This window comes from Streptomyces sp. yr375, from assembly GCF_900110755.1.
Taxonomy (GTDB): domain Bacteria; phylum Actinomycetota; class Actinomycetes; order Streptomycetales; family Streptomycetaceae; genus Streptomyces.
On the sequence record NZ_FOFF01000025.1, the window covers coordinates 1 to 19,263 of the forward strand.

Annotated in this window: 18 protein-coding genes, 1 tRNA gene and 1 pseudogene; 6 read left to right on the forward strand and 14 right to left on the reverse strand. The window is 66.9% G+C overall.

Annotation, left to right across the window (positions count from 1 at the left end; all coding sequences use genetic code 11):
• Nucleotides 1-387: 387 nt before the first annotated feature.
• The 6 genes from BMZ82_RS23540 to BMZ82_RS23565 are packed head-to-tail and all read right to left on the reverse strand — an operon-like array spanning nucleotide 388 to nucleotide 4,610.
• Nucleotides 388-1,143, reverse strand: coding sequence for a class E sortase (locus tag BMZ82_RS23540; protein WP_177244625.1), 756 nt, complete (start codon nucleotides 1,141-1,143; stop codon nucleotides 388-390).
• Between the two features lie 57 nt (nucleotides 1,144-1,200).
• Nucleotides 1,201-2,349 carry a class E sortase gene (locus BMZ82_RS23545; protein WP_093778967.1) on the reverse strand — a complete coding sequence of 383 codons (1,149 nt, stop codon included), beginning with the start codon at nucleotides 2,347-2,349 and terminating at the stop codon, nucleotides 1,201-1,203.
• Nucleotides 2,346-2,984: an aminodeoxychorismate/anthranilate synthase component II gene (locus tag BMZ82_RS23550; RefSeq protein WP_093778969.1), complete on the reverse strand. Its 639-nt coding sequence runs from the start codon at nucleotides 2,982-2,984 to the stop codon at nucleotides 2,346-2,348. The genes BMZ82_RS23545 and BMZ82_RS23550 overlap by 4 nt, the downstream gene beginning before the upstream one ends.
• A complete protein-coding gene (locus tag BMZ82_RS23555; protein WP_177244624.1) occupies nucleotides 2,981-3,178 on the reverse strand; it encodes a hypothetical protein in 198 nt (65 codons plus the stop codon). The genes BMZ82_RS23550 and BMZ82_RS23555 overlap by 4 nt, the downstream gene beginning before the upstream one ends.
• Nucleotides 3,179-3,194: 16 nt before the next feature.
• A complete protein-coding gene (locus BMZ82_RS23560; protein ID WP_093779141.1) occupies nucleotides 3,195-3,887 on the reverse strand; it encodes a class E sortase in 693 nt (230 codons plus the stop codon).
• Nucleotides 3,888-3,911: 24 nt separating this feature from the next.
• The gene (locus BMZ82_RS23565) at nucleotides 3,912-4,610 is read right to left on the reverse strand and encodes a DUF881 domain-containing protein (RefSeq protein ID WP_256252067.1); all 699 of its coding nucleotides are present in this window, start codon (nucleotides 4,608-4,610) and stop codon (nucleotides 3,912-3,914) included.
• Between the two features lie 301 nt (nucleotides 4,611-4,911).
• Here BMZ82_RS23565 and crgA point away from each other — a divergent pair, with 301 nt between their 5' ends.
• The gene (gene crgA, locus BMZ82_RS23570) at nucleotides 4,912-5,166 is read left to right on the forward strand and encodes a cell division protein CrgA (protein WP_093778975.1); all 255 of its coding nucleotides are present in this window, start codon (nucleotides 4,912-4,914) and stop codon (nucleotides 5,164-5,166) included.
• Nucleotides 5,167-5,420: 254 nt separating this feature from the next.
• Here crgA and BMZ82_RS23575 read toward each other — a convergent pair whose 3' ends face one another.
• Both BMZ82_RS23575 and BMZ82_RS23580 read right to left on the reverse strand, forming a co-directional pair.
• A complete protein-coding gene (locus tag BMZ82_RS23575; RefSeq protein ID WP_093778977.1) occupies nucleotides 5,421-6,329 on the reverse strand; it encodes a rhomboid family intramembrane serine protease in 909 nt (302 codons plus the stop codon).
• A gap of 161 nt (nucleotides 6,330-6,490) precedes the next feature.
• Complete coding sequence (locus tag BMZ82_RS23580; RefSeq protein ID WP_093778979.1) at nucleotides 6,491-7,024, reverse strand: peptidylprolyl isomerase; 534 nt, start codon at nucleotides 7,022-7,024, stop codon at nucleotides 6,491-6,493.
• A gap of 255 nt (nucleotides 7,025-7,279) precedes the next feature.
• Between BMZ82_RS23580 and BMZ82_RS23585 the strand changes: the two genes are divergently transcribed.
• Complete coding sequence (locus BMZ82_RS23585) at nucleotides 7,280-7,993, forward strand: DUF5324 family protein (RefSeq protein ID WP_093778981.1); 714 nt, start codon at nucleotides 7,280-7,282, stop codon at nucleotides 7,991-7,993.
• 317 nt (nucleotides 7,994-8,310) lie between these two features.
• Here the strand turns inward: BMZ82_RS23585 and BMZ82_RS42750 are convergent, their stop codons facing one another.
• Nucleotides 8,311-9,165 carry a tetratricopeptide repeat protein gene (locus tag BMZ82_RS42750; protein ID WP_143098899.1) on the reverse strand — a complete coding sequence of 285 codons (855 nt, stop codon included), beginning with the start codon at nucleotides 9,163-9,165 and terminating at the stop codon, nucleotides 8,311-8,313.
• Nucleotides 9,166-9,172: 7 nt separating this feature from the next.
• Here BMZ82_RS42750 and BMZ82_RS42755 point away from each other — a divergent pair, with 7 nt between their 5' ends.
• The 3 genes from BMZ82_RS42755 (at nucleotide 9,173) to BMZ82_RS40285 (ending at nucleotide 13,005) form a co-directional block, all read left to right on the forward strand.
• Entirely contained in the window at nucleotides 9,173-9,856 is a 684-nt protein-coding gene (locus BMZ82_RS42755; RefSeq protein WP_371271296.1) for a pentapeptide repeat-containing protein, read from the forward strand.
• Nucleotides 9,857-10,495: 639 nt separating this feature from the next.
• On the forward strand, nucleotides 10,496-11,842 hold the full coding sequence (locus tag BMZ82_RS23595) for a cytochrome P450 (protein ID WP_093778985.1): 1,347 nt from the start codon (nucleotides 10,496-10,498) through the stop codon (nucleotides 11,840-11,842).
• Between the two features lie 80 nt (nucleotides 11,843-11,922).
• The gene (locus BMZ82_RS40285) at nucleotides 11,923-13,005 is read left to right on the forward strand and encodes a terpene synthase family protein (protein WP_143098900.1); all 1,083 of its coding nucleotides are present in this window, start codon (nucleotides 11,923-11,925) and stop codon (nucleotides 13,003-13,005) included.
• A gap of 227 nt (nucleotides 13,006-13,232) precedes the next feature.
• Here the strand turns inward: BMZ82_RS40285 and BMZ82_RS23600 are convergent, their stop codons facing one another.
• The 5 genes and pseudogenes from BMZ82_RS23600 to BMZ82_RS23620 form a co-directional block, all read right to left on the reverse strand.
• Nucleotides 13,233-13,586 carry a DNA-binding protein gene (locus BMZ82_RS23600; protein WP_093778987.1) on the reverse strand — a complete coding sequence of 118 codons (354 nt, stop codon included), beginning with the start codon at nucleotides 13,584-13,586 and terminating at the stop codon, nucleotides 13,233-13,235.
• 137 nt (nucleotides 13,587-13,723) lie between these two features.
• Complete coding sequence (locus tag BMZ82_RS41975; protein ID WP_177244627.1) at nucleotides 13,724-14,809, reverse strand: helix-turn-helix domain-containing protein; 1,086 nt, start codon at nucleotides 14,807-14,809, stop codon at nucleotides 13,724-13,726.
• 1,464 nt (nucleotides 14,810-16,273) lie between these two features.
• Nucleotides 16,274-16,522: pseudogene (locus BMZ82_RS23610) on the reverse strand (transposase family protein); the annotation flags it as partial.
• A gap of 335 nt (nucleotides 16,523-16,857) precedes the next feature.
• Nucleotides 16,858-18,216, reverse strand: coding sequence for a tyrosine-type recombinase/integrase (locus BMZ82_RS23615; protein WP_093778991.1), 1,359 nt, complete (start codon nucleotides 18,214-18,216; stop codon nucleotides 16,858-16,860).
• A 104-nt stretch (nucleotides 18,217-18,320) separates the two neighbouring features.
• Nucleotides 18,321-18,393: transfer RNA gene (locus BMZ82_RS23620), tRNA-Ala, on the reverse strand.
• A 181-nt stretch (nucleotides 18,394-18,574) separates the two neighbouring features.
• On the opposite strand from BMZ82_RS23620, the gene BMZ82_RS23625 reads away from it, so the two are divergent.
• The gene (locus BMZ82_RS23625; protein ID WP_093778993.1) at nucleotides 18,575-19,123 is read left to right on the forward strand and encodes a helix-turn-helix domain-containing protein; all 549 of its coding nucleotides are present in this window, start codon (nucleotides 18,575-18,577) and stop codon (nucleotides 19,121-19,123) included.
• Nucleotides 19,124-19,263 lie beyond the last annotated feature (140 nt).

Here is a 19,263-nt window from a genome sequence, read left to right on the forward strand (position 1 = left end):
CGGCTCTTCTTGACGCCCCAGTCCCAGTCCTTGGCCGTGCGCTCGTTCACGCCGACCTGCCTGGCCGCCACCCGGCGTGCGACACCGGCGGCCCGAAGCCGCTCGTACTCGTCGCGCCCGGGATGCCGCCGCGACACGCGCACCGAGCTCCGTCCGGCCTTCCGAGCCCAGCCGAAGGCAGTGTTCCGGTTCACCCCCAGCTCGCGCGCCACCACGGTCACGTTCCCCACAGCATCCAGCCGCGCAAGGAAACGCTCCCTCAACCCCGAAACATCATCGCGTCCAACGGCCACGGTCCTCGCAACTCCCACAGATCGCGGGTGTTGCGAGGACCGTCAGAACCCAAGATGCGTCCGGTGGGGCCCACTCGCTTGTCCCTCTGTCGTCTCAGCCCAGTTCCTTCGGCGGTGTGCGGTCCGCGTCGACCTTCTGCACCCGCTCCAGCTCGCCCCACACCACGTACCGGTAGCGGCTCGTGTACACCGGCGTGCAGGTCGTCAGGGTGATGTAGTGGCCGGCCTTCTTCTTGCCGGACTCCTTGGGGACCTGGCCGAGGACCTCGACGTTGTACTTCGAGGTCTCGGGAAGGACCGCGTACACCTTGTAGACGTACCAGTCGTCCTTCGTCTCGAAGACGATCGGGTCGCCCTTCGCCAGCTTGTCGATGTTGTGGAACTTCGCGCCGTGGCCGTCGCGGTGGGCGGCGAGCGTGAAGTTGCCCGCCTTGCCGCTGGTCGGGAGCGCGGCCTTCACGGGGTCGACGTAGTAGCCGGCGACGCCCTCGTTGAGGATCTTCGACGAGGTGCCCTTCTCGACCAGCACCTCGCCGTTCTTCATCGCCGGAACGTGCAGGAAGCCGATGCCGTCCTTGGTGTCGAGCGCCCCGGGACCGGTGTCCTGCTGGGCCCAGTTGTCGCGCACCTTGTCGCCCTGCCGGTTCGCGTGCCGGTCGGCGACGACGTTGGTCCACCACAGGGAGTAGACGACGAACAGGCCGAGGACCAGGCCGGCCGTGATGAGAAGCTCCCCGAAGACGCTGACGGCCAGCGCGATCCGCCCGCCCCCGCGCCGCCGGGGCGCGGGCTCGGGCGCGTCCACGCGCGCGTGCTCTTCGTGCTCGGTGTCGCCGGTGGTCGCTGCCACGTTCACTCTGCCCCTACTCGACTGCACGCCTACTCGACCGCCCGGCCAACCGCCCGGCTACTGGACGAGCGCGTCCGGCTTGCCCTTGCTGCGCGGCCGTTCCTCGACCATCTTGCCCCAGACGATCAGGCGGTACTTACTGGTGAATTCCGGGGTGCAGGTGGTGAGCGTGATGTACCGGCCCGGCCCGGTGAACCCGGAGTCCGGCGGCACCGGATCGAGGACGCTCGTGTTGCTCGGCGAGGTCACCGGCAGCGAGGACGTCATCTTGTAGACGAAGTACTCGCTCTGCGTCTCGACGACCATCTCGTCGCCCGGCTGGAGCCGGTTGATGTACCGGAACGGCTCGCCGTGCGTGTTGCGGTGGCCCGCGAGCCCGAAGTTGCCGGTCTTCGCGTCGGGCATCGCCGTCGTCAGCGGGGCCTCGCCGTAGTGCCCGACCATGCCCTTGTCGAGCACCTTCTTGTTGCTGACGCCCTCGGCGATCGGCACCACCACGTCCAGCTTGGGGATGTGGAGCATCGCGAAGCCCTGCCCGGGCGAGAAGGTCCCGGGGTTGCGCTTGCCGTTGGCCCAGTCGTCCTGGAGGGTGCTCGCCTCCTGGTCGGCCGCCGCGTGCGCCCGCACGTTCGTCCACCACAACTGGTAGGTGACGAACAGCAGCATCAGCACACCGGTGGTGATGAACACCTCGCCCACCGCCCGGCTCGCGACCACGGCCGCGCTCGGCTTACGGGCCCGCTCCCGGCGACGGGCCTCGACACGCGACAACGGCCGCTCGTCCTGCGCCGGAGCGTCGACCCCGTGGGACCCGCCGGCCCCGTTGTATCCGTCATACCCCTGATACCCGCCGTACCCGTTGTACGACTCCGACGACTCCGACGACTCCGCCGCCTCGTCCTGGCCGCCATGGCGCCCACGGCGGCCCTTGGCCGCCTTCCTGCGGGCCGCACGGCCACCGGCCGGGGATCCAGGGGCGGGAGAGGCCCCTAGGACGCCAGAGGCCGATATGGGGCCGCCGCCGAACGAGGACGACGCGGACGACGACACCGGTGGCGGCGGTATCCGCAGCGCCACCGTCTCCTCGTCGGCGGGCGGCCGGTACGACTCCCCCGCGTAGGGCCCCGCGCCGTACTGATCACCGCCGAACGACCCGTACGGCGCGGAGCCGTACGAGTCCTCACGCTCGGGGCGCAGCGCGGTCACGCCGTGGCCCTGCCCACCACCGGGGCGAGCCCCACCGACCTCGCCACCGCGCCCTGGTCGCCGCACTCCACCAGCCAGTTGGCCAGCATCCGGTGCCCGTGCTCGGTCAGCACCGACTCCGGGTGGAACTGCACGCCCTCGACGGGCAGTTCACGGTGGCGCAGACCCATGATGATCCCGTCGTGCGTACGGGCGGTGACCTCGAGTTCGGCCGGGACCGTCGCGGGCTCGGCGGCCAGCGAGTGGTAGCGGGTCGCGGTGAAGGGGGTCGGCAGGCCCGCGAAGACGCCCTTGCCCTCGTGGTCCACCAGCGAGGTCTTGCCGTGCAGCAGCTCGGGTGCCCGGTCCACCACACCGCCGTACGCCACCTGCATCGACTGCATGCCCAGGCAGACGCCGAAGACCGGTACGCCGGTGGCCGCGCAGTGCCGGACCATCTCGATGCAGACGCCGGCCTCCTCGGGCGTCCCGGGGCCGGGGGAGAGCAGGACGCCGTCGAAGCCGTCCTGGGCGTGGGCCGTGGAGACCTCGTCGTTGCGCAGGACCTCGCACTCGGCACCGAGCTGGTACAGGTACTGGACCAGGTTGAAGACGAAACTGTCGTAGTTGTCGACGACGAGAATGCGCGCGCTCACTGGTTGTCCACCGTCACATCGTTGAAGGGAAGCAGCGGTTCGGCCCATGGGAAGACGTACTGGAACAGCGCGTACACGACGGCGACGACCAGGACGAGCGAGATCAGCGCCCTCACCCACGCGTTTCCCGGCAGATGCCGCCAGATCCAGCCGTACATGCCGTCCCTTCCGTCGTACCACGGCACCTGACTCACGCCGTACGCCACCAGACTAACGGCGTAGGGCCTTCGGTTCGCCTGCCTCCACAGGCTGTGTGGAGTCCAGGTGCGCCCAGACGATCAGCCGGTGACTGTGCCCCCATTCCGGATCGCACGTGGTCAACGTCAGGTACCGGCCCGGACGCGTGTACCCCGACGTACGTGGCACAGCGTCGATCACCTCGACGTCCGAGGGCACTGTTTTGTAAGGCCCTTTGTCGATCCGATACGTGAACCACGTCGTCCCGTCCGTGAGCACCACCGCGTCCCCCCGCCTGAGCTCGGGAAAGTCCTTGAAAGGATCGCCGTACGTACGGCGGTGACCCGCGACGGAGAAGTTCCCGGTCTGCCCGAGCCGCGCCGTCCCGGCGTAGTGCCCGAGCCCCTTCTTCAGGGTGCCGGTCTCCGTGCCTTCGAGCACCGGCTTGTTCCACGTGAAACCAAGACGCGGGATGTACATCACCGCGAAGGGGCTGCCGTTCCGGTACGGCGACGGCTCGGCTGCGGTGTCGGTGGGGCGCGCGCTCGGGGCGAGGCCGGGTGACGCGGTCTGCCGCGCCCACTGGTCGTGCAGGTCGTCGATCTGGTCGCCCATGACGCGGTCGGCCTGGACGCCGGTCCAGAACAGCACGTAGCAGACGAAGAGGACGATGACGGCGCCGACGGTGATGCACAGCTCGCTGAACGTCCTGACGATCACCCGTATCGACACAGGCGCTCCCGCCGCTTGCTACTCCACAGGCTTCGCGTAGTGCAGATCCACTGTGCCCGAGTAACCCGGCAGAGTCACCGTCCCGTCCTCGGTGACTTTCCAGCCGAGGCCGTACACGTTCACGTACACCATGTAGTTCTGGATCGCCGGGGCCTCGGCGAGCGCCTGCTGCAGCTTCTCCGGGTCCCCGACCGCCTGGATCTTGTACGGCGGCGAGTAGACGCGGCCCTGGAGGATCAGGGTGTTGCCGACGCAGCGGACGGCGCTGGTGGAGATCAGCCGCTGGTCCATGACCTTGATGCCCTGGGCGCCGCCCTGCCAGAGCGCGTTCACCACCGCCTGGAGGTCCTGCTGGTGGATGACGAGGTAGTCGGGCTGCGGTTCCGGGTAGCCGGGGAGCTTGGCGGTGGCGTTGGGCGGGGCGTCGTTGAGCGTGACCGTGAGGGCCTCGCCCTTGAGTTTCTGGGTGCCCGCCTTCTTCTCCAGCCCCGCGAGCTTGTCGTCCTGGGCCTTCGTACTGCCGTCGTCGGCCTCGGCCAGCGACTCCACGTCCTCGCGCAGGGTCCCGTTCGCCTCGTCCAGCTCGCCGTTCTTCTGGCTGCGTTCCTCGATGAGGTCCGACAGCCTCAGCAGGGAGGCGTCCGTACGGATATTGGTGCCCTTGGCGGTGTTGAAACTGGTGACGAAGAGCAGCCCGGCGAGGGCGAAGACACCCACGGTGAGTACCCGAACGGGCCGGAACCGGCCCCGGCGCTCAGGGGTGGGAGAAGGGGAAGGCGAGGGGGCAGATGAGGGAGAAGAGGCGGAGGTGACGGAGTCGGAGGCGGAATCCGTTGAATCTGTCCCGGAGGAGTCGGCAGAATTGGTCAACGTACCCTTATCTCCTTCGGCGCCGTAGAAGCACTACGCTAACGGACGCCCGGGGAAGCCCCTCAGTCCCCCAGTACCCGAGTACACAGCCCCCGAGCCCGACCCAGCACCTGCGCGGCCACGCAGCGCATCGACAGGAGAGACCCTCGTGCCGAAGTCACGTATCCGCAAGAAGGCCGACTACACGCCGCCGCCGGCGAAGCAGGCGACCGCCATCAAGCTGACCAACCGTGCCTGGGTCGCCCCCGTGATGCTGGCCATGTTCCTCATCGGGCTCGCCTGGATCGTGGTGTTCTACGTCACCGACGGTTCGCTGCCGATCGACAAGCTCGACAACTGGAACATCGTCGTGGGCTTCGGGTTCATCGCTGCCGGGTTCGGCGTCTCCACGCAGTGGAAGTAGGGCACGGCCCGGCTCTGCCCAGGGCTATCCCCTGAGTTATCCACAGCAGTTTTCCACATGGGGAAAAGAAAGACGATCTGTGGATAACTCATCGGAGGTTGACGCCGGTGTGACGTAACTACCGGCTGCCACCTTCACTCGAAGAACTGTTCGCCCCCTGCCTGACCTGCGTAAACACGGGTCAGCGACAGGGGGCACAGTTGTTCCCGCACGTTGTGCACAAGAATCGACACAGACTGTGGAAAACAGCGCGCTCAGGTGAGCTGGGTGGTCCTCAGGAGCGTCACGACCACGACGGCGACCAGCATCAGCGCGCACGTCCCGTACTGCACGAGGGCACGGCGCTCGCGCGGGGTGCGCGGGGCGTAGACCATGGCCACGCCGATGACGACACCGGCGACCAGACCGCCGACGTGGGCCTGCCAGGCGATGCCGCTCCACCCGAACGTGATGACCAGGTTGATCACCAGCAGGGCGATGACCGGCCGCATGTCGTAGCGCTGCCGCCGCACCAGCACGGCGAGCGCGCCGAACAGCCCGAAGATGGCCCCGGACGCGCCGAGCGAGGGCTGATTGGGCTCGGCGAGCAGGTACGTCAGCGCGCTGCCGGCGAGACCGGAGACCAGGTACAGCGCGAGGAAGCGGGCCCGGCCGAGGGCCGCTTCGAGCGGGCCGCCGATCCACCACAGGCTGAGCATGTTGGACAGGATGTGGATGATGCTGCCGTGCAGGAACATCGAGGTCAGCAGCCGGTACCACTGCCCCTCGGCCACGCCCTGGAGCTCACCGAACCCGAGGGCCGGCACGATCGCGCGGCCGATCATGTCGAACCGGTCGGTGAAACTGTCGCCGACGGCCTGCTGCACCAGGAACATCGCCAGGTTGAGGCCGATGAGGATCTTGGTGAGCAGATGCGGATCGGCGGCGATCGCGCCCCCCGCGAGCGTGCGGGGCTGCGAGGCGCTGGGCGCGTGCCCGGTACCGGAACCCTCGCGGACGCAGGTGGGGCACTGGAAGCCGACGGAGGCGCTGACCATGCACTCGGGGCAGATCGGGCGCTCGCAGCGGGTGCAGCGAATGCCGGTCTCCCGCCCGGGGTGCCGATAGCAGACGGGCAGGCCGCTGTGCGCGTCGTCCTGCCGGCTGCCAGGCGCCTGGTCCATGGGCTCCCCTAAAGAGTCGTACCTGAGAGTCGTACGTGAAAGTCGAAGTCGTATCCGAAGAGGCGCGGTCGGGAAAGGAACCGCCCCGCTCATCCTTACGGACGAGCGGGGCGTTTTGTTCCCGGACCTGCTCAGGCCTGCTCGGGCCTGCCCAGGCCTGCTCAGGCCTGGCGGGTCTCGACGACGACCGACTCGATGACGACGTCCTTCACCGGACGGTCGGTGCGCGGGTTGGTCTGGGTGGTCGCGATGGCGTCCACGACCTTCTGGCTCGCCGCGTCGGTGACCTCGCCGAAGATGGTGTGCTTGCGGGTCAGCCAGGCCGTCGGGGAGACGGTGAGGAAGAACTGCGAGCCGTTGGTGCCCGGCCCCGCGTTGGCCATGGCCAACAGGTAGGGACGGTCGAACCGCAGGTCCGGGTGGAACTCGTCCTCGAACTTGTAGCCGGGACCGCCGGTGCCGTTGCCCAGCGGGTCGCCGCCCTGGATCATGAAACCGCTGATCACCCGGTGGAAGACCGTGCCGTCGTAGAGCTTGTCCTTGGACTTCGCGCCCGTCTCCGGGTTGACCCACTCCCGCTTGCCGGTGGCGAGCTCGACGAAGTTCTTGACCGTCTTCGGGGCGTGGTCCGGGAACAGCCGGATCTCGATGTCGCCCTGGTTGGTCTTGAGGGTGGCGTACAGGTGCTCGGCCACGATCTGCCTTCCGTTGTCTTCCTGTGACCCCACGATCCTCGCACGCCCCACGGGGTACGACGGCGGACGGCCCGCTGCGGAAATACGCCCGAGTCGCGCGCGACGGGGGCGGGCGGGGCCGATCCGTGGCATCGTCGGCTTTGTCGGCCTGTCGACCATATGCCCGTCCACACATGCCGTGACGGCCCTCGGCAGGCATGATCCGTAAAAGGGTGGAAAGTCGAAATACCGTACGCCACCGAGGAGGAGGATCCCGTGACCCGCATCGACAGCGTGCGCTCCGCGACCGGCTCGGCGAAGGGCAGCGTGCTGCACGCCGCGGAAGTGGTGGCGCCCTACGCCGACACGGCCAAGGAGCGGGCCGCGCTGTACGCGCATGAGGCCCGCGTACGGCTCGCGCCCAAGGTGTCGCAGGCCGCCGAACAGGCCCGCGTCCAGTACGACGCCCATGTCGTCCCCTATCTGGAACAGGCGAAGACGCACGTCCCGCCGAAGGTCGACCTGGCCGCGCAGGAAGCGGCAGCCCGTACCCGGCTGGCCGCGCGGCAGGCCGCCGAGTACTCCCGGCCGAGGATCGAACAGGCGGTGGCCGCGGCCGGCCCCGTGAAGGACGAGGCCGCCGCCCGGAGCGTCGCCGCGCTGGCCGCCCTGCGCGGTCAGGTGACGCCGAAGGAGATCCAGAAGCTGGCGCGCAAGCACCGGCGGCACGCCAAGGCGGGCAAGCTCGCCAAGGCGCTGGCCGTGCTCGGCGCCGTCGCCGGCGGTGCCTACGCGGCCTGGAAGTGGTGGGACAGGCAGGCCAACCCGGACTGGCTGGTCGAGCCGCCGGCCGCCACGGAGGTCCCCGCCGCGGGCCTGACCTCGGTGGACGGCAGCGCCGACCCGTCGGTCCTGGACCCCGAGGTCCAGGCCAAGGAAGCCGAGAAGGACGCCGAGAACGAGGCCGCGAACCGCGAGGACCGTAGCTGAGCGACGCCCGACGCCCGGAAAGACAGCAAGAGAGCAAGAGAGCAAGACAGCAAGCGAAAAGACCCCTCCCGTTCTGTGTCTCCGCAGGCGGGAGGGGTCTCGCCCGCCGCGGTAGGGCCGGTGGAGCGGTAGGGCCGGTGGAGTGGATTGATGGGGGACCCATGCGTCGGAGGGCGGCACACGCCTGCGGGCGCGCACAATGTCCGACCATGCAAGATCCCTTTGATTACTCTCTCGTCCACTCGCCTCCTGCCCGCCCTGGGGTGTGGGGCGGCACGCATGGGCTGAAAGGTGACCATCCGTCAGGCGGTGGCCGTTCACCACGGCGGACTGGTCCGCTCCGTGATGCGGTCGAGGAGATCGGCGACATCGGCACGTCGCTGGTACGGGCGCAGGTGCTGGACCGCCGCGGTCAGACGTTGGTCGGCGCGCACGGAGCGAAGGGTGGGGTAGGCGTCGAGGAGAGCCTGCCAGTGGGTGAGGGCGGGTTCGAGGTGACCGAGGCGTAGGTGGGTTTCGGCCAGGCGGGCCCGGGTGAGCGCGCTGGGCAGGCGTTCGGTCGGGGTGCGCAGGCGCAGGGAAGTGGTCAGAGCGGCGAGGGCGCCGGTGCGGTCCTTGAGGGTGGCGAGGGTCTGGGCGCGTTGGTAGTGCAGGGCCCCGGCCGGGTAGCTGCTGAAGGGTCCCGGCTCGTCATCGGCCTCGAGGTGGAGACGTTCCGCGCGCAGCAGAGCGGTCACGGCGGCGTGCCGGTCGTGGTGCGCGTTGAGCACGGCCAGGTGGACGTGGGTATAGGCGCGGACGGCGGGTGGGGCGTGCCGGGCGTACTGGTCGGCCCGTTCGGCGAGATTCAGGACGGCGGGGGTGTGCTGTCCGAGGTCGTGGGCGTGGGTGGCCATGGTGCGCAGCGCGATGGCGAGGGTGGCGTGGTCGTCGGCGTCGGCGGCGAGGCGGGCGGCGATCTGGTGGTAGTGCTGGGCCAGGGAGTGGTGGCCGCTGTCGGCGCATATGGAACCCAGCAGCAGGGCGAGCCGGGCGGTGGCGGCCAGGAGGCCGTGGTGCACCCGGGTGTGGGCCGGACGGTGCAGGAGGGGAGCGACCTCGTGGGCGAGGTAGGCGGCCAGGGCGGCGCGCACGTGCCGGCCGCCGTACTGGTCGGCCGAGGTGGCGAACACCGAGGCCATGGTCCGCAGTTGCTCCAGATCGCTCTCGGCGGCGCGGCCGGAGTGCGCCGGTCTGTCGGGTGCCCGTCTGTCGGGTGCCGGTCTGTCGGGTGCCCGTCTGTCGGGTGCCGGTCTGTCGGGTGCCGGTCTGTCGGGTGCCGCCGGGATCTCGCCCCGGGCGGGCAGGGCGAGTGCGGTGGCCGTGAGGACGCCGGCGCCGAGCAGGGCGCGACGGTGCGGGTCGAGTTCGGCGTGGGTGAGGTGGATGAGTTTGCGGACGGGGTCGGCCTCCCAGGCGGGATCCACGAGTTGGGCCGGGGCTCGGGTGAAGCCGGCCTCGTGGGCCGTGATGCGCCTGCCCAGGCGGCGGGAGAGGCATTCGAGTATCAGAGCGGGCAGCGGGGGCCGGGGCTGGGTGCCCTCCAGCCAGCGCCGCGCCGTGGTCAGATGGACGGTCAACGTCAGGCCCTGCTCGGCGGCGATGCCCCGGAGGGCGGCGGCGAACTGGGCAGGGCCCCAGCCGGCCGCCTCCAAAAGAAGCGTGAGCTGGGTGTTGGCGGTGCGTGGCACGGCTGCCTCCTGGGCGTACGAGCATGCGGCGCTCTTGCCGGTGTCTGAAGGAGGGGGTCCTGCAAGCCGCGCGCCATCGCAACGGTCGCCGGTGCGCTTTGCACATGTCCGGGGACAACCCGCGCACTGGTGATATGCCCCCAGGGCGCCTGGGGTGATCGCACTCGCGTAACGCGCATTCACCGAGTTCCCCTTCCGCTTGCCCGCTCCGTTCGCGGAGGCGTTCACGGTGACGTTCACGGAGGCGTTCACGGTGACGTTCACGGAGGCGTTCGCTGGGCGCGCTACGGCTGTGAAGCGAAGCGATCCGGGGGAAATAGGGGACGTGGGGGAAGTAAGCGGGTGCGACGGGCGTATGCGAACCGCCGGATTCCACTCCTGCGGGAGCGACACGGCATCCGGCCCGCCGACCGCGCCCTCGCGGGTGCGAGGTTCCGTATCCGCGTTTCACAAATTCACCAGGTTGCGAGTTGTACGACTCGTTCACGTCTTTCATGCCTGGCTCGGCCATACGGAGCGGTGCTGAACTGGCTTTCTGCTGCGATGTGTTGGCGTGAGTTCGACCCAACAGCGGCTTGTGTTTTCGCCGTACCCGTGGCGTGACACTCCCCGCTCCACCAGGCGGAAGGACCAGCCGAATGGCGGACTTGCCGCCCGCGCCCACAAGCACACCGTCCTGCCGGCACTGGCCGCCCGGCGGCGCCACCGGTAACCATTCACCAGCCCGCCAGGCACATCCGGATGGAAATCACTCAAAGAAGGTGAGCTGTTCATGGATCCCATCGCAACAGCTACAACTCCCCCGAGGGGACGGGGCGGGATACCGCTGCTCGGGCACACGGTGCCGCTGCTGCGGGGACGGATGCAGTTCTTCCAGGACCTGCGGCTTCAGGGTGATCTCGTACTCATCCACATCGGGACCCGCCCGGTCTACGTCCTGAATTCCCCGGATCTCATCCACCGTGTGCTGGTCACCGACGCACGTAACTTCGACAAAGGCAAAATGATGGACAAGGCCCGTCCATTCACGGGGAATGGCCTGGTAAACGCCTCCGCAGCCCATCACCGGCGGCAGCGCAGGATGATCCAGCCTTCCTTCCACCGGGACATGATCGCCCACTACGGAGAGGTCATGATCCGGAGCGTGGGAGAGCACACCGCCGAATGGCGGGATGGTCAACGCGTCCGCGTGGACGAGGAGATTCAGCGCCTCGTCATGAAAATCCTCACGGCGACCTTGTTCGCGTCGCCTGCCGCGCACCATGCCATCGCAGAGGTCCATCGCTCGCTGCCGGTATTCAATGACGGGATCACCCGCCGCACACTCCTGCCCGAATTGGCGAACAGGATTCCCACACCGGGCAATCGCCGCTTTGATCGCGCTGCCGCCGGGCTGAGGTCGGTCGTCCAGGATCTGATCAGCATTTACCGCAGGTCCGGGGAGGACCACGGCGACCTGCTCTCGATGCTGGTCTCGGCACAGGACGTCGAGACCGGTCAGACGATGACCGACAAGGAAGTCCAGGACGAGACCATCACCCTGCTCGTCGGCGCGCTGGAAACCGTCACCAGCCTCCTGGTCTGGCTCTTTCACGTCCTGGGCGAGAACCCGGAAATCGACCAGCGAGTCCACACCGAGGTGGCAGACACGATCGGCGACCGTCCGATCCAGATCGGCGACTACCCCAAGCTCGCCTATACCCGCAGCGTGGTCTGTGAGGCGCTGCGCCTCCACCACCCGCTCTGGATATTGATGCGGCGGGCGATCAACCCCATAAGGCTGGGACAGTTCACGGTCCCGGCAGGCGCGGAGCTGGTGTTCAGCCAGGCGACGCTGCACCGCGACCCTGTCCTCTACCCCGCGCCGATGACCTTCCGGCCCGAGCGATGGCTGGACTCCTCCACCGATGAGCGAAGCAATTCCTTCATCCCGTTCGGCGGCGGTAGCCGCCTGTGCATCGGCGACAGATTCGCCTGGATGGAAATGGTCCTCGTGCTCGCGGCCAGCGCCTCCCGCTGGCGACTCGTCCCCGTACCCGGCCACCGCATCCGCCCCAGCAGGTCCATCGTGATCCACCCCGGCCGGCTCCCCATGGAACTCGCCGAAAGGACCCATTGAGGGAGCCCACACACACGACCTGCCGGCCTGGCCGGCGGCATTCTCCGTAGAAAACTGTCTGCCTGGCCAGGGAGATCTTCGTGGAAAAATTGACTGAGCCCGTCAGCGGCTCGTTCTTCGAGATACCGCCGCTCTATTGTCCGCTGCCGTCAGCTATTAATCCCAACGTCCAGGACGTCGAGCGCCGAAACATCGAGTGGATGACAGGGCTGGGCCTCTGCGATGATCCTGAACAGCGAACCCGCCTTCTGGGATGCCACGCGGCAGACTGGTGCTGCAGGATTGCACCCGACGGCGCTCTTTCCGGCCTGCAGATATTTACGGACTGGACCAGTATGGGCCTGATATTCGATGATGCCCATCTGGACCGAGGCCCGACAAGCCGCCGACCCGAGGAGCTCATTCCCATCCTCATGCGGATGGCCCACGCCTTGGACCATCCAGAAGCCCAGGTAGGCGACGATCCTTTCACCGCGGGATACCGGAACCTCTCACAGTGCATAAGAGAAAAGCGCTCTGGGGAAAGTTCCAGCGAGTGGGCGGACGCGACTACGCAATGGTGGTTCGCTGCCGCAGGGCTGGTTTCCTACCGGGCAGCCAGTCGAACGCCGAGCCTCGCGGACTACATGGTCATCGGGCCACGCGACCGCGGCACCAGAGCCACCATCTCGTTCATCGAGCTGGCCGAGGAAACATCGCTGCCTCCAGCACTCAGGGAGGCACCACGCGTCCGCGCAGTCTCGCACGCGACCTGTCTGCTCATGACCATCGGAAATGATCTGTTCTCTTTCCACAGAGAGAACGCAGAAAACACACTCGAGTCGAATATCGTCGGGGTACTGGCGAGCGAAAACAGAACTTCGCTCCATACGGCTTTGGCATGCGCAGTAGCACTGCATGACTGCATCATGTGCCTTTTCCTCGACCTGACCAAGGCACTTGAACACAACGCCGGCGAGCCACTCAAACGGTACCTCGCCCAACTTGGCCACCTGGTGCGAGGAAACCTGGAATACAGCTTGATCGTGCCCCGGTACAACAGCGAGGTAACAGGCATTTCACCGGCCCTCCTCGACTCCATCGAATGGGCGGAAAAACCCTCGGCCCGTCGCCTCGACGCCCCTCAGATACCGGCCATCGCATGGCTTTGGGACCAGCTCTGACCCGACTCTGGACAGATAGAGCCGAAGTATCCAAAAGGAGAAATTGCAGCCGAAGGGGTGGAAAAACCGTCGGATCCACCACGCACTGGAAGGTCTTGCGGAAGCGACGGCGCACGTCGCCGCGATGGCCCCTCGCCATCCGCAGGCCGCGAAGTCACCGCTGGAACCTGCCAGTTGGCGCCTATAGAAGTCCTGAAGCTCCAGAGCGAAGGACGCACGAGGCCGCCTCACACAGCCACGAGCCGGACCCGGTCGCCGCAGAGCTTGGCCATGTCGGCTATGTCGTCGACGTCGTACGTCAGCATGACCACTGGACGCTGCTGGCGCAGGGCGGCCTCGGCCATGGCCGCGTCGATGGCGCACTTGTGACCGTGCAGCCCTGCCCCCGTCAACAGCGCCGAGGCCGCCTTCGCCTCCTCATCGCCCACCGGGATTACCCTCAGGCCGGACAGCAACGAGCCAAGCATGGCCCTGCTCGTACAGGCGTGGACGGCCTCGACGATGGTGAGCGCGCAGATCACCACCTCCAGAGGAGTTCGAACAGACGGGTCGCAGCGGGCCGCGTCCCAGCCGCAGCACACACCACTGTCGCCGAGCCACTCGAAGCCTGCCCCGCACTCTGAACCAATGCGCGCAGCGCGCCTGTGTCCCGGTGCCGCACACGAACCTCCTGGGCCACCGCACAGGCACCGGAATTCTCAGACGAGGCAGCGACTACCTACCCAACGGCCTCGCGGCCACCGACAATCTCCCGGGCGCGGTCACCGAGGCCCTGCTCAACATCGCCCTGGACAGGCGCTACCTCCACCCCGGCCTGCCGATCCTGTACGACTGAACGCACCACCTCACGTTCCACCGCGCCTTCGCTAAGGTCTGCGTGTATCCGGGCGTACTGGGAGGGCGTCTGGCCGTACCTCTTTTTGCAGGCGCGGACGAAGTGGCTGCTGTCCGCGAAGCCCCAGCGTGCAGCCGCCTGCCTGACGCTCAGCCGCGAACCTGGCGACGTGAGGTCCTGCAGGGCCCGCTCGATGCGCCGACGGCGTACATACGCCATCAGCGGCTCGCCCTGGTCGGCGAAGGCCCGGTGCAGCGTGCGCACGGAAACGTTCAGTTCCCGGGCCAGCAGCCGCGGGGAGAGCTCTGGCTCAGTGAGCAGGCCTTCCAGGATCCTCTGCGCGGCGCCTGCCAGCGCGGGGGCAAGCTGGGGCTCGTCACCATCGACCCCGCCGGTGAGCACGCCCTTGACCAGCTCGGTCATGGCGTTCCGGGCGGCCTGCACGGCAGCCGGGGACAGGTCGTCCAGCACGGACGTGACCGTCTCGACATGGGCCATCAGCACACGAAGAGGCGCACCATCGCACGGTCCTGCGAGATGCCGGTCGCCCATGAGCGGCCGCAGTTCACCGGCGGGCAGGATCAGCACTTGGGAGGCCGTCCGGGAACTGATCCCGAAGTCCCACGACGGGGCGTTGTACCGCGCGAGGAACTGGCCAGCCGATACCTCCACGGTGTCGCCAGCGCCGTCCGACCGGCCGAAGCGCCATCCTCCCCGGCGCACCACGTGCAGTACCACGCAGTCGTTGAGGTGGTTGAAGGTGCCCCCTGTGCCGCCGACGATGGAATCGCTGTACACATCATCCACGACCATGTCGGCCACCTTGGAGTGGTGAATGCGGACGCGATAGTCGTCGTCGGTGACGGGCCGGCAGGGCGGGATGGGTACCGCGTCGCCCACCTGCGCCTCCCAGTCGCGGCGCAGGAGGTCGGACGCGTCCGGGGCACCGCCAGGCACGGTGACGTCCACAAGGTGCGTCCTGGTCTCCCACACGAAATCCACCGCGGAGGCGGAGTCACCCCTGCGCGCCATGTCGTTAAGCCTCATGAGATGCCAACCCCATCACTTGCTGATCTTATCAATCATCTGGATTCTGGCGCTGGGGAAGATGCACGCGGTGGCGCTCGCGTTCCATAAAGAAGGCAGCCACGTTCACCCATCCAAAGATTTCGGGTGCTTAGCGTGCTGTCCACGCAGGGGACTACACGCCATGAGGGGCGACGACCCTGCCCCTCATTCAGTGATCATTTCTGCGGCAGGCGCATCCGCTTGGCTGCCGCGCCCAAGCAAAGACAATCACAACGCATCACTAAGCAAGGAGCATAATGAGTAAAAAAACTCAAGCAGGTTCGACGTTCCGCCTTCGCACTCTTTGCTGCGTTCGCAATGAGCCTGATCGGCGCCTCATCCACGTATGCAGCCGGAGGTCCGCCCGGTGAAGGCAGTTGGATGCGGCAGTTGATTGGTTTCGGTACGTCGAATGGTCCCTACTGGATCGAAACTCCGAATGCGGCAAGCGAAGCTTTCGCTAATCCTTTCGGCTCCCCTAGAACCAATGTCAGAGCGTAGCGCGGGATCGACAACCAAATCTGGGTTGCGATTAATGGCGGTCAGCCGTTCACGGTCTACGGGGCCCAGACCCACTACAGCCCCACCGTCATCCCGGTTGGCACAAATGGGGCCGCCATCTTCCACACGGGCACCGACAACCAAATTTATTACTCGTATACGTACGATGCCCCCACCGCCTCGAGCCAGACACACTGGAGGCCATGGCAAGCAATCTCTGGAGCGGCGACCAATCGTCCGCCTTCCGTCGCTGTCGTTGGAAATGCGCAGGGCCAGCAGACCAGTAGTGCGATTTTCGTAGCCTATCGTGGCGCAACCAACGAAAACATCTACACTACGTTTAATTCTGACATCGAGAATGCACGTGGTTGGCAGAACTCTATTCAGGTTCCAGGGGTTCGGAGTTCTTACGCACCCAGCGTTCTCTATCGTCATTCAAGCAATGGGTCGCCGGAGATTGGCATGGGTCACGTCGGGCTAGATGACCACCTCTACTACAGCTTCGCAACATATGGGACCAACACCTGGGGAGCGTGGCAGGAAATCGAGCGGTCGGGCAACATCAGTTCGGGACCTTCCTGCCTGAGTGACCTAGTGGATGAAATCCTTTGCGCAGTTGACTATTCAAGCGATGGATATATTGACTACGGCGAGTTTCTACGCTCGTCCAACGGGCGGAACTGGAGTGGGGCTGAAGCCAGTGGATCAGGTGGACGAACTAATGGATCGGCCCCCGCGATCGTCAATGATCCTGGGCCCATCCCATTCAGAGTCAATATTGCGGGAACTGATTTCCGTAGCTGGGAGGAAGTCGCCTACGATCCTCTTGCCAAATCCGAATGAGCCTTTTCAGGGCCGTCGCTCCAAGGTGCCGTCGACCGGGATGTAATGCGGGTCGGCTTCGTGTAGGGCCCTCAGCAGGCCGAGCGCGGTCGGCGAGCGAGCAGGCCGAACACCGCGGCCATGTCGGCGTGTGCGGTGCCGACGGAGATGCCGACTGGCCGCGAGCTGGGCGAGGTTGTCGTGCGGGTGTAGGTGCACCAGCACGACCAGGGCACGTTGGTGCGGCAGAAGCTTGCAGCGGCGGTCTCCCTCGCGGGTGACGATGAGCATGGTGACCCACTCGACCAAGGCATGCCAAAGGGTCGAGTGTGGCAGGTTGCCGCGGACGGGGCTGGCCCGCCGCAAAGACCCGGGAAGCCCTCTGGCAATTCACAGGGATCCGCCGGACGGTGCTCGTGCTGCGGGCATTGACCTCACTGTACGGGGCCTGCTCACCATCGACTCGTTGCGCCCGAAACCAACCTCACAGGGCAATACAACTAGAGCCCACGGATCCCGGATACGGGTTCTTCGAACAGACCTTGAGCGCCTCCATGCTGGCCTCCCTGAAGGCCCTGTTCACAGCGGCCTTGTTGATCCCGCGGGCATGAACCTCGGTGATGCCGTCAAACCGGTACTCGGTCCGGAACTCGGAGGCCCGCGTAGTGAACCTTCCAGGTCTCCTGAGCCAGGCCGGATCGCTGGCGGGGGACGTGAGGGAGGTCGCCTGTCGCGGAGGCGAGCCCAGAGCGCTCCAAGAAGCCGGGGAGCGGGGCGGTCGGGTCCATCGCCCATTCGACGGCGGCCATGACTTCGTCGTCCAGCGCGTCCAGGAGGTGGCCGTAGCGGTCCACGGTGGTGGTGATGGACTCGTGCCCCTGCCGCCTCTGGATGGCCGGCAGGGGCACCTTCGCCGCAATCAGCCACGACGCATGAGAGTGGCGGAGGTCATGGATGCGCGGTCGCTTGAGGAGGTCGTACTTTTCTGCGGCCAGCTCGATCGCGGGCACCCAGCGCAGACGGCGGAAGGTTCCGGGGTCCCACTTGCGCCCTTCGGGTCCTGTAAAGATCAGGGCATCGCGAGCCAGTCCCTTGGCCCGCCGCCGCAGCATCTGGTCCAGCTTGTGGGTGATGACGACGGTCCGGCGGGACTTCCGGGTCTTCGGGGGACCGAGTACGGACTTACCGTCCTCGTCCTTGTTCCAGGCTCTTTGGACGCGGATGGCGGGCCGGCCATTCCGACGCCGGAGATCCCGGGGCTGAAGCGCGGTCGCCTCACCCCACCGGAAGCCGATCTCCGCGAATGTCTCGGCAAGATCCTTGGCGTCATCGCGGAGGCATTCGTAGATCCAGGCCCACTCCTCCCGTTCGAGAAAAACCATCTCTTCCTCGTCCTCGGTTGAGTCGAGCCGGGGAAGGCGCGTCTTAGCGCATGGGTTGGTAGCTCGCAGTGACGTTTCTGCATCAACGGCGGACTGCATGATGGCGCTGAGCAGACCGTGCTTGTTATGCACAGTCTTCGGCGCGTACGCAGTCCGGGGCTTCCGGTCGCACGGGTCGAGCGGAGCGAGACGACCGGCTTCGAGGTCGTTGACCCAGTCCTGGACCATGCCCCGGACGATGCTGCCCTCGCCGTCCTCCACGGAATACGGACCGAACCAGGGAGCCATGTTCTCCCGTACATCCTTTTTGTACTTACTCCGGGTGTCGCCCTGTATGCCGGTGAGGTGGTCCACGTAGGCGAGGGCGAAGGGTTCGAACATCGTGTCCTTGCGACGACGGTCCTCAACGAATCCTTGCCCGCGCGTCCACCCTGGCGGCCACTGCTCACCTTGCGCCTTCACGAGATCGCGGAACCGCTCGGCGGACGGGAGGTCGTCGAACACCTCCGACTCCCGCTTTCCGTTCCGGACTCCGGCGGCGCACCAGCGGACGACGAACGTGGAGTTCCCGCCCCTTCGCTCCTTGGATTCGATGGAGGCCATGGAACGACGGTGATCGACGCGATGTGCCCACTCCGTGCCCACCAGCAGCAGCAGAAAAGCCCCCCTGACCCACGTTTCCGCAGGTCAGGAGGGCTTTCCCTGTGTGGAGCCTAGGGGAGTCGAACCCCTGACATCTGCCATGCAAAGACAGCGCTCTACCAACTGAGCTAAGGCCCCGCAAGAGACGTCCGGCCGGAGAAAGCTCGCACCGGCGGGCGCCGCAGACCAGAGTACCGGGTCACCCGGGGTATCTCGCAAAAAGATTGGGGGTCCCCGCGGATGACCACTCTCCGTAAGATGCTCGGACGTGGTTCGCTACCGCGAACCGCGGTTTCTGGGGAAGCGATGGGGAGACGCAATGGACGCCGCACAGCAGGAAGCGACCGCGAGAGCGCGGGAACTGCAGCGGAACTGGTACGGGGAGCCGCTGGGGGCGCTCTTCCGTAAGCTCATCGACGATCTTGGTCTCAACCAGGCTCGTCTCGCGGGGGTGTTGGGACTGTCGGCGCCGATGCTGTCGCAGTTGATGAGTGGTCAGCGGGCGAAGATCGGCAACCCGGCTGTGGTGCAGCGGGTGCAGTTGCTTCAGGAGTTGGCCGCGCAGGTCGCGGACGGCAGCGTCAGCGCCGCCGAGGCGACCGAGCGCATGGACGAGATCAAACAGTCTCAGGGGGGCTCGGTGCTCAGCAACACCACTCAGACCACGAGCAGTTCGGGGGCGCCCACGGTCAAGCGGGTCGTCCGCGAGATCCAGTCCCTGCTGCGTTCGGTGGCCGCCGCCGGCGACATCATCGACGCCGCGGAGACCCTCGCCCCGACCCACCCGGAACTGGCAGAGTTCCTCCGGGTGTACGGCGCCGGCCGTACCTCTGACGCGGTCACGCACTACCAGTCCCACCAGGGCTGAGCCGTCGGCCCGGTCGCCGAAGGGGGTTCGGCAACCGGGCAGTCGGCAGCATCAGGGGGGACCAGGGGGGCAGAGAGACCAGGGGGACCAGGATCAGGGGGCCCGGGGGGGGCTAAGGACCAGGGGGACCAGGATCAGGG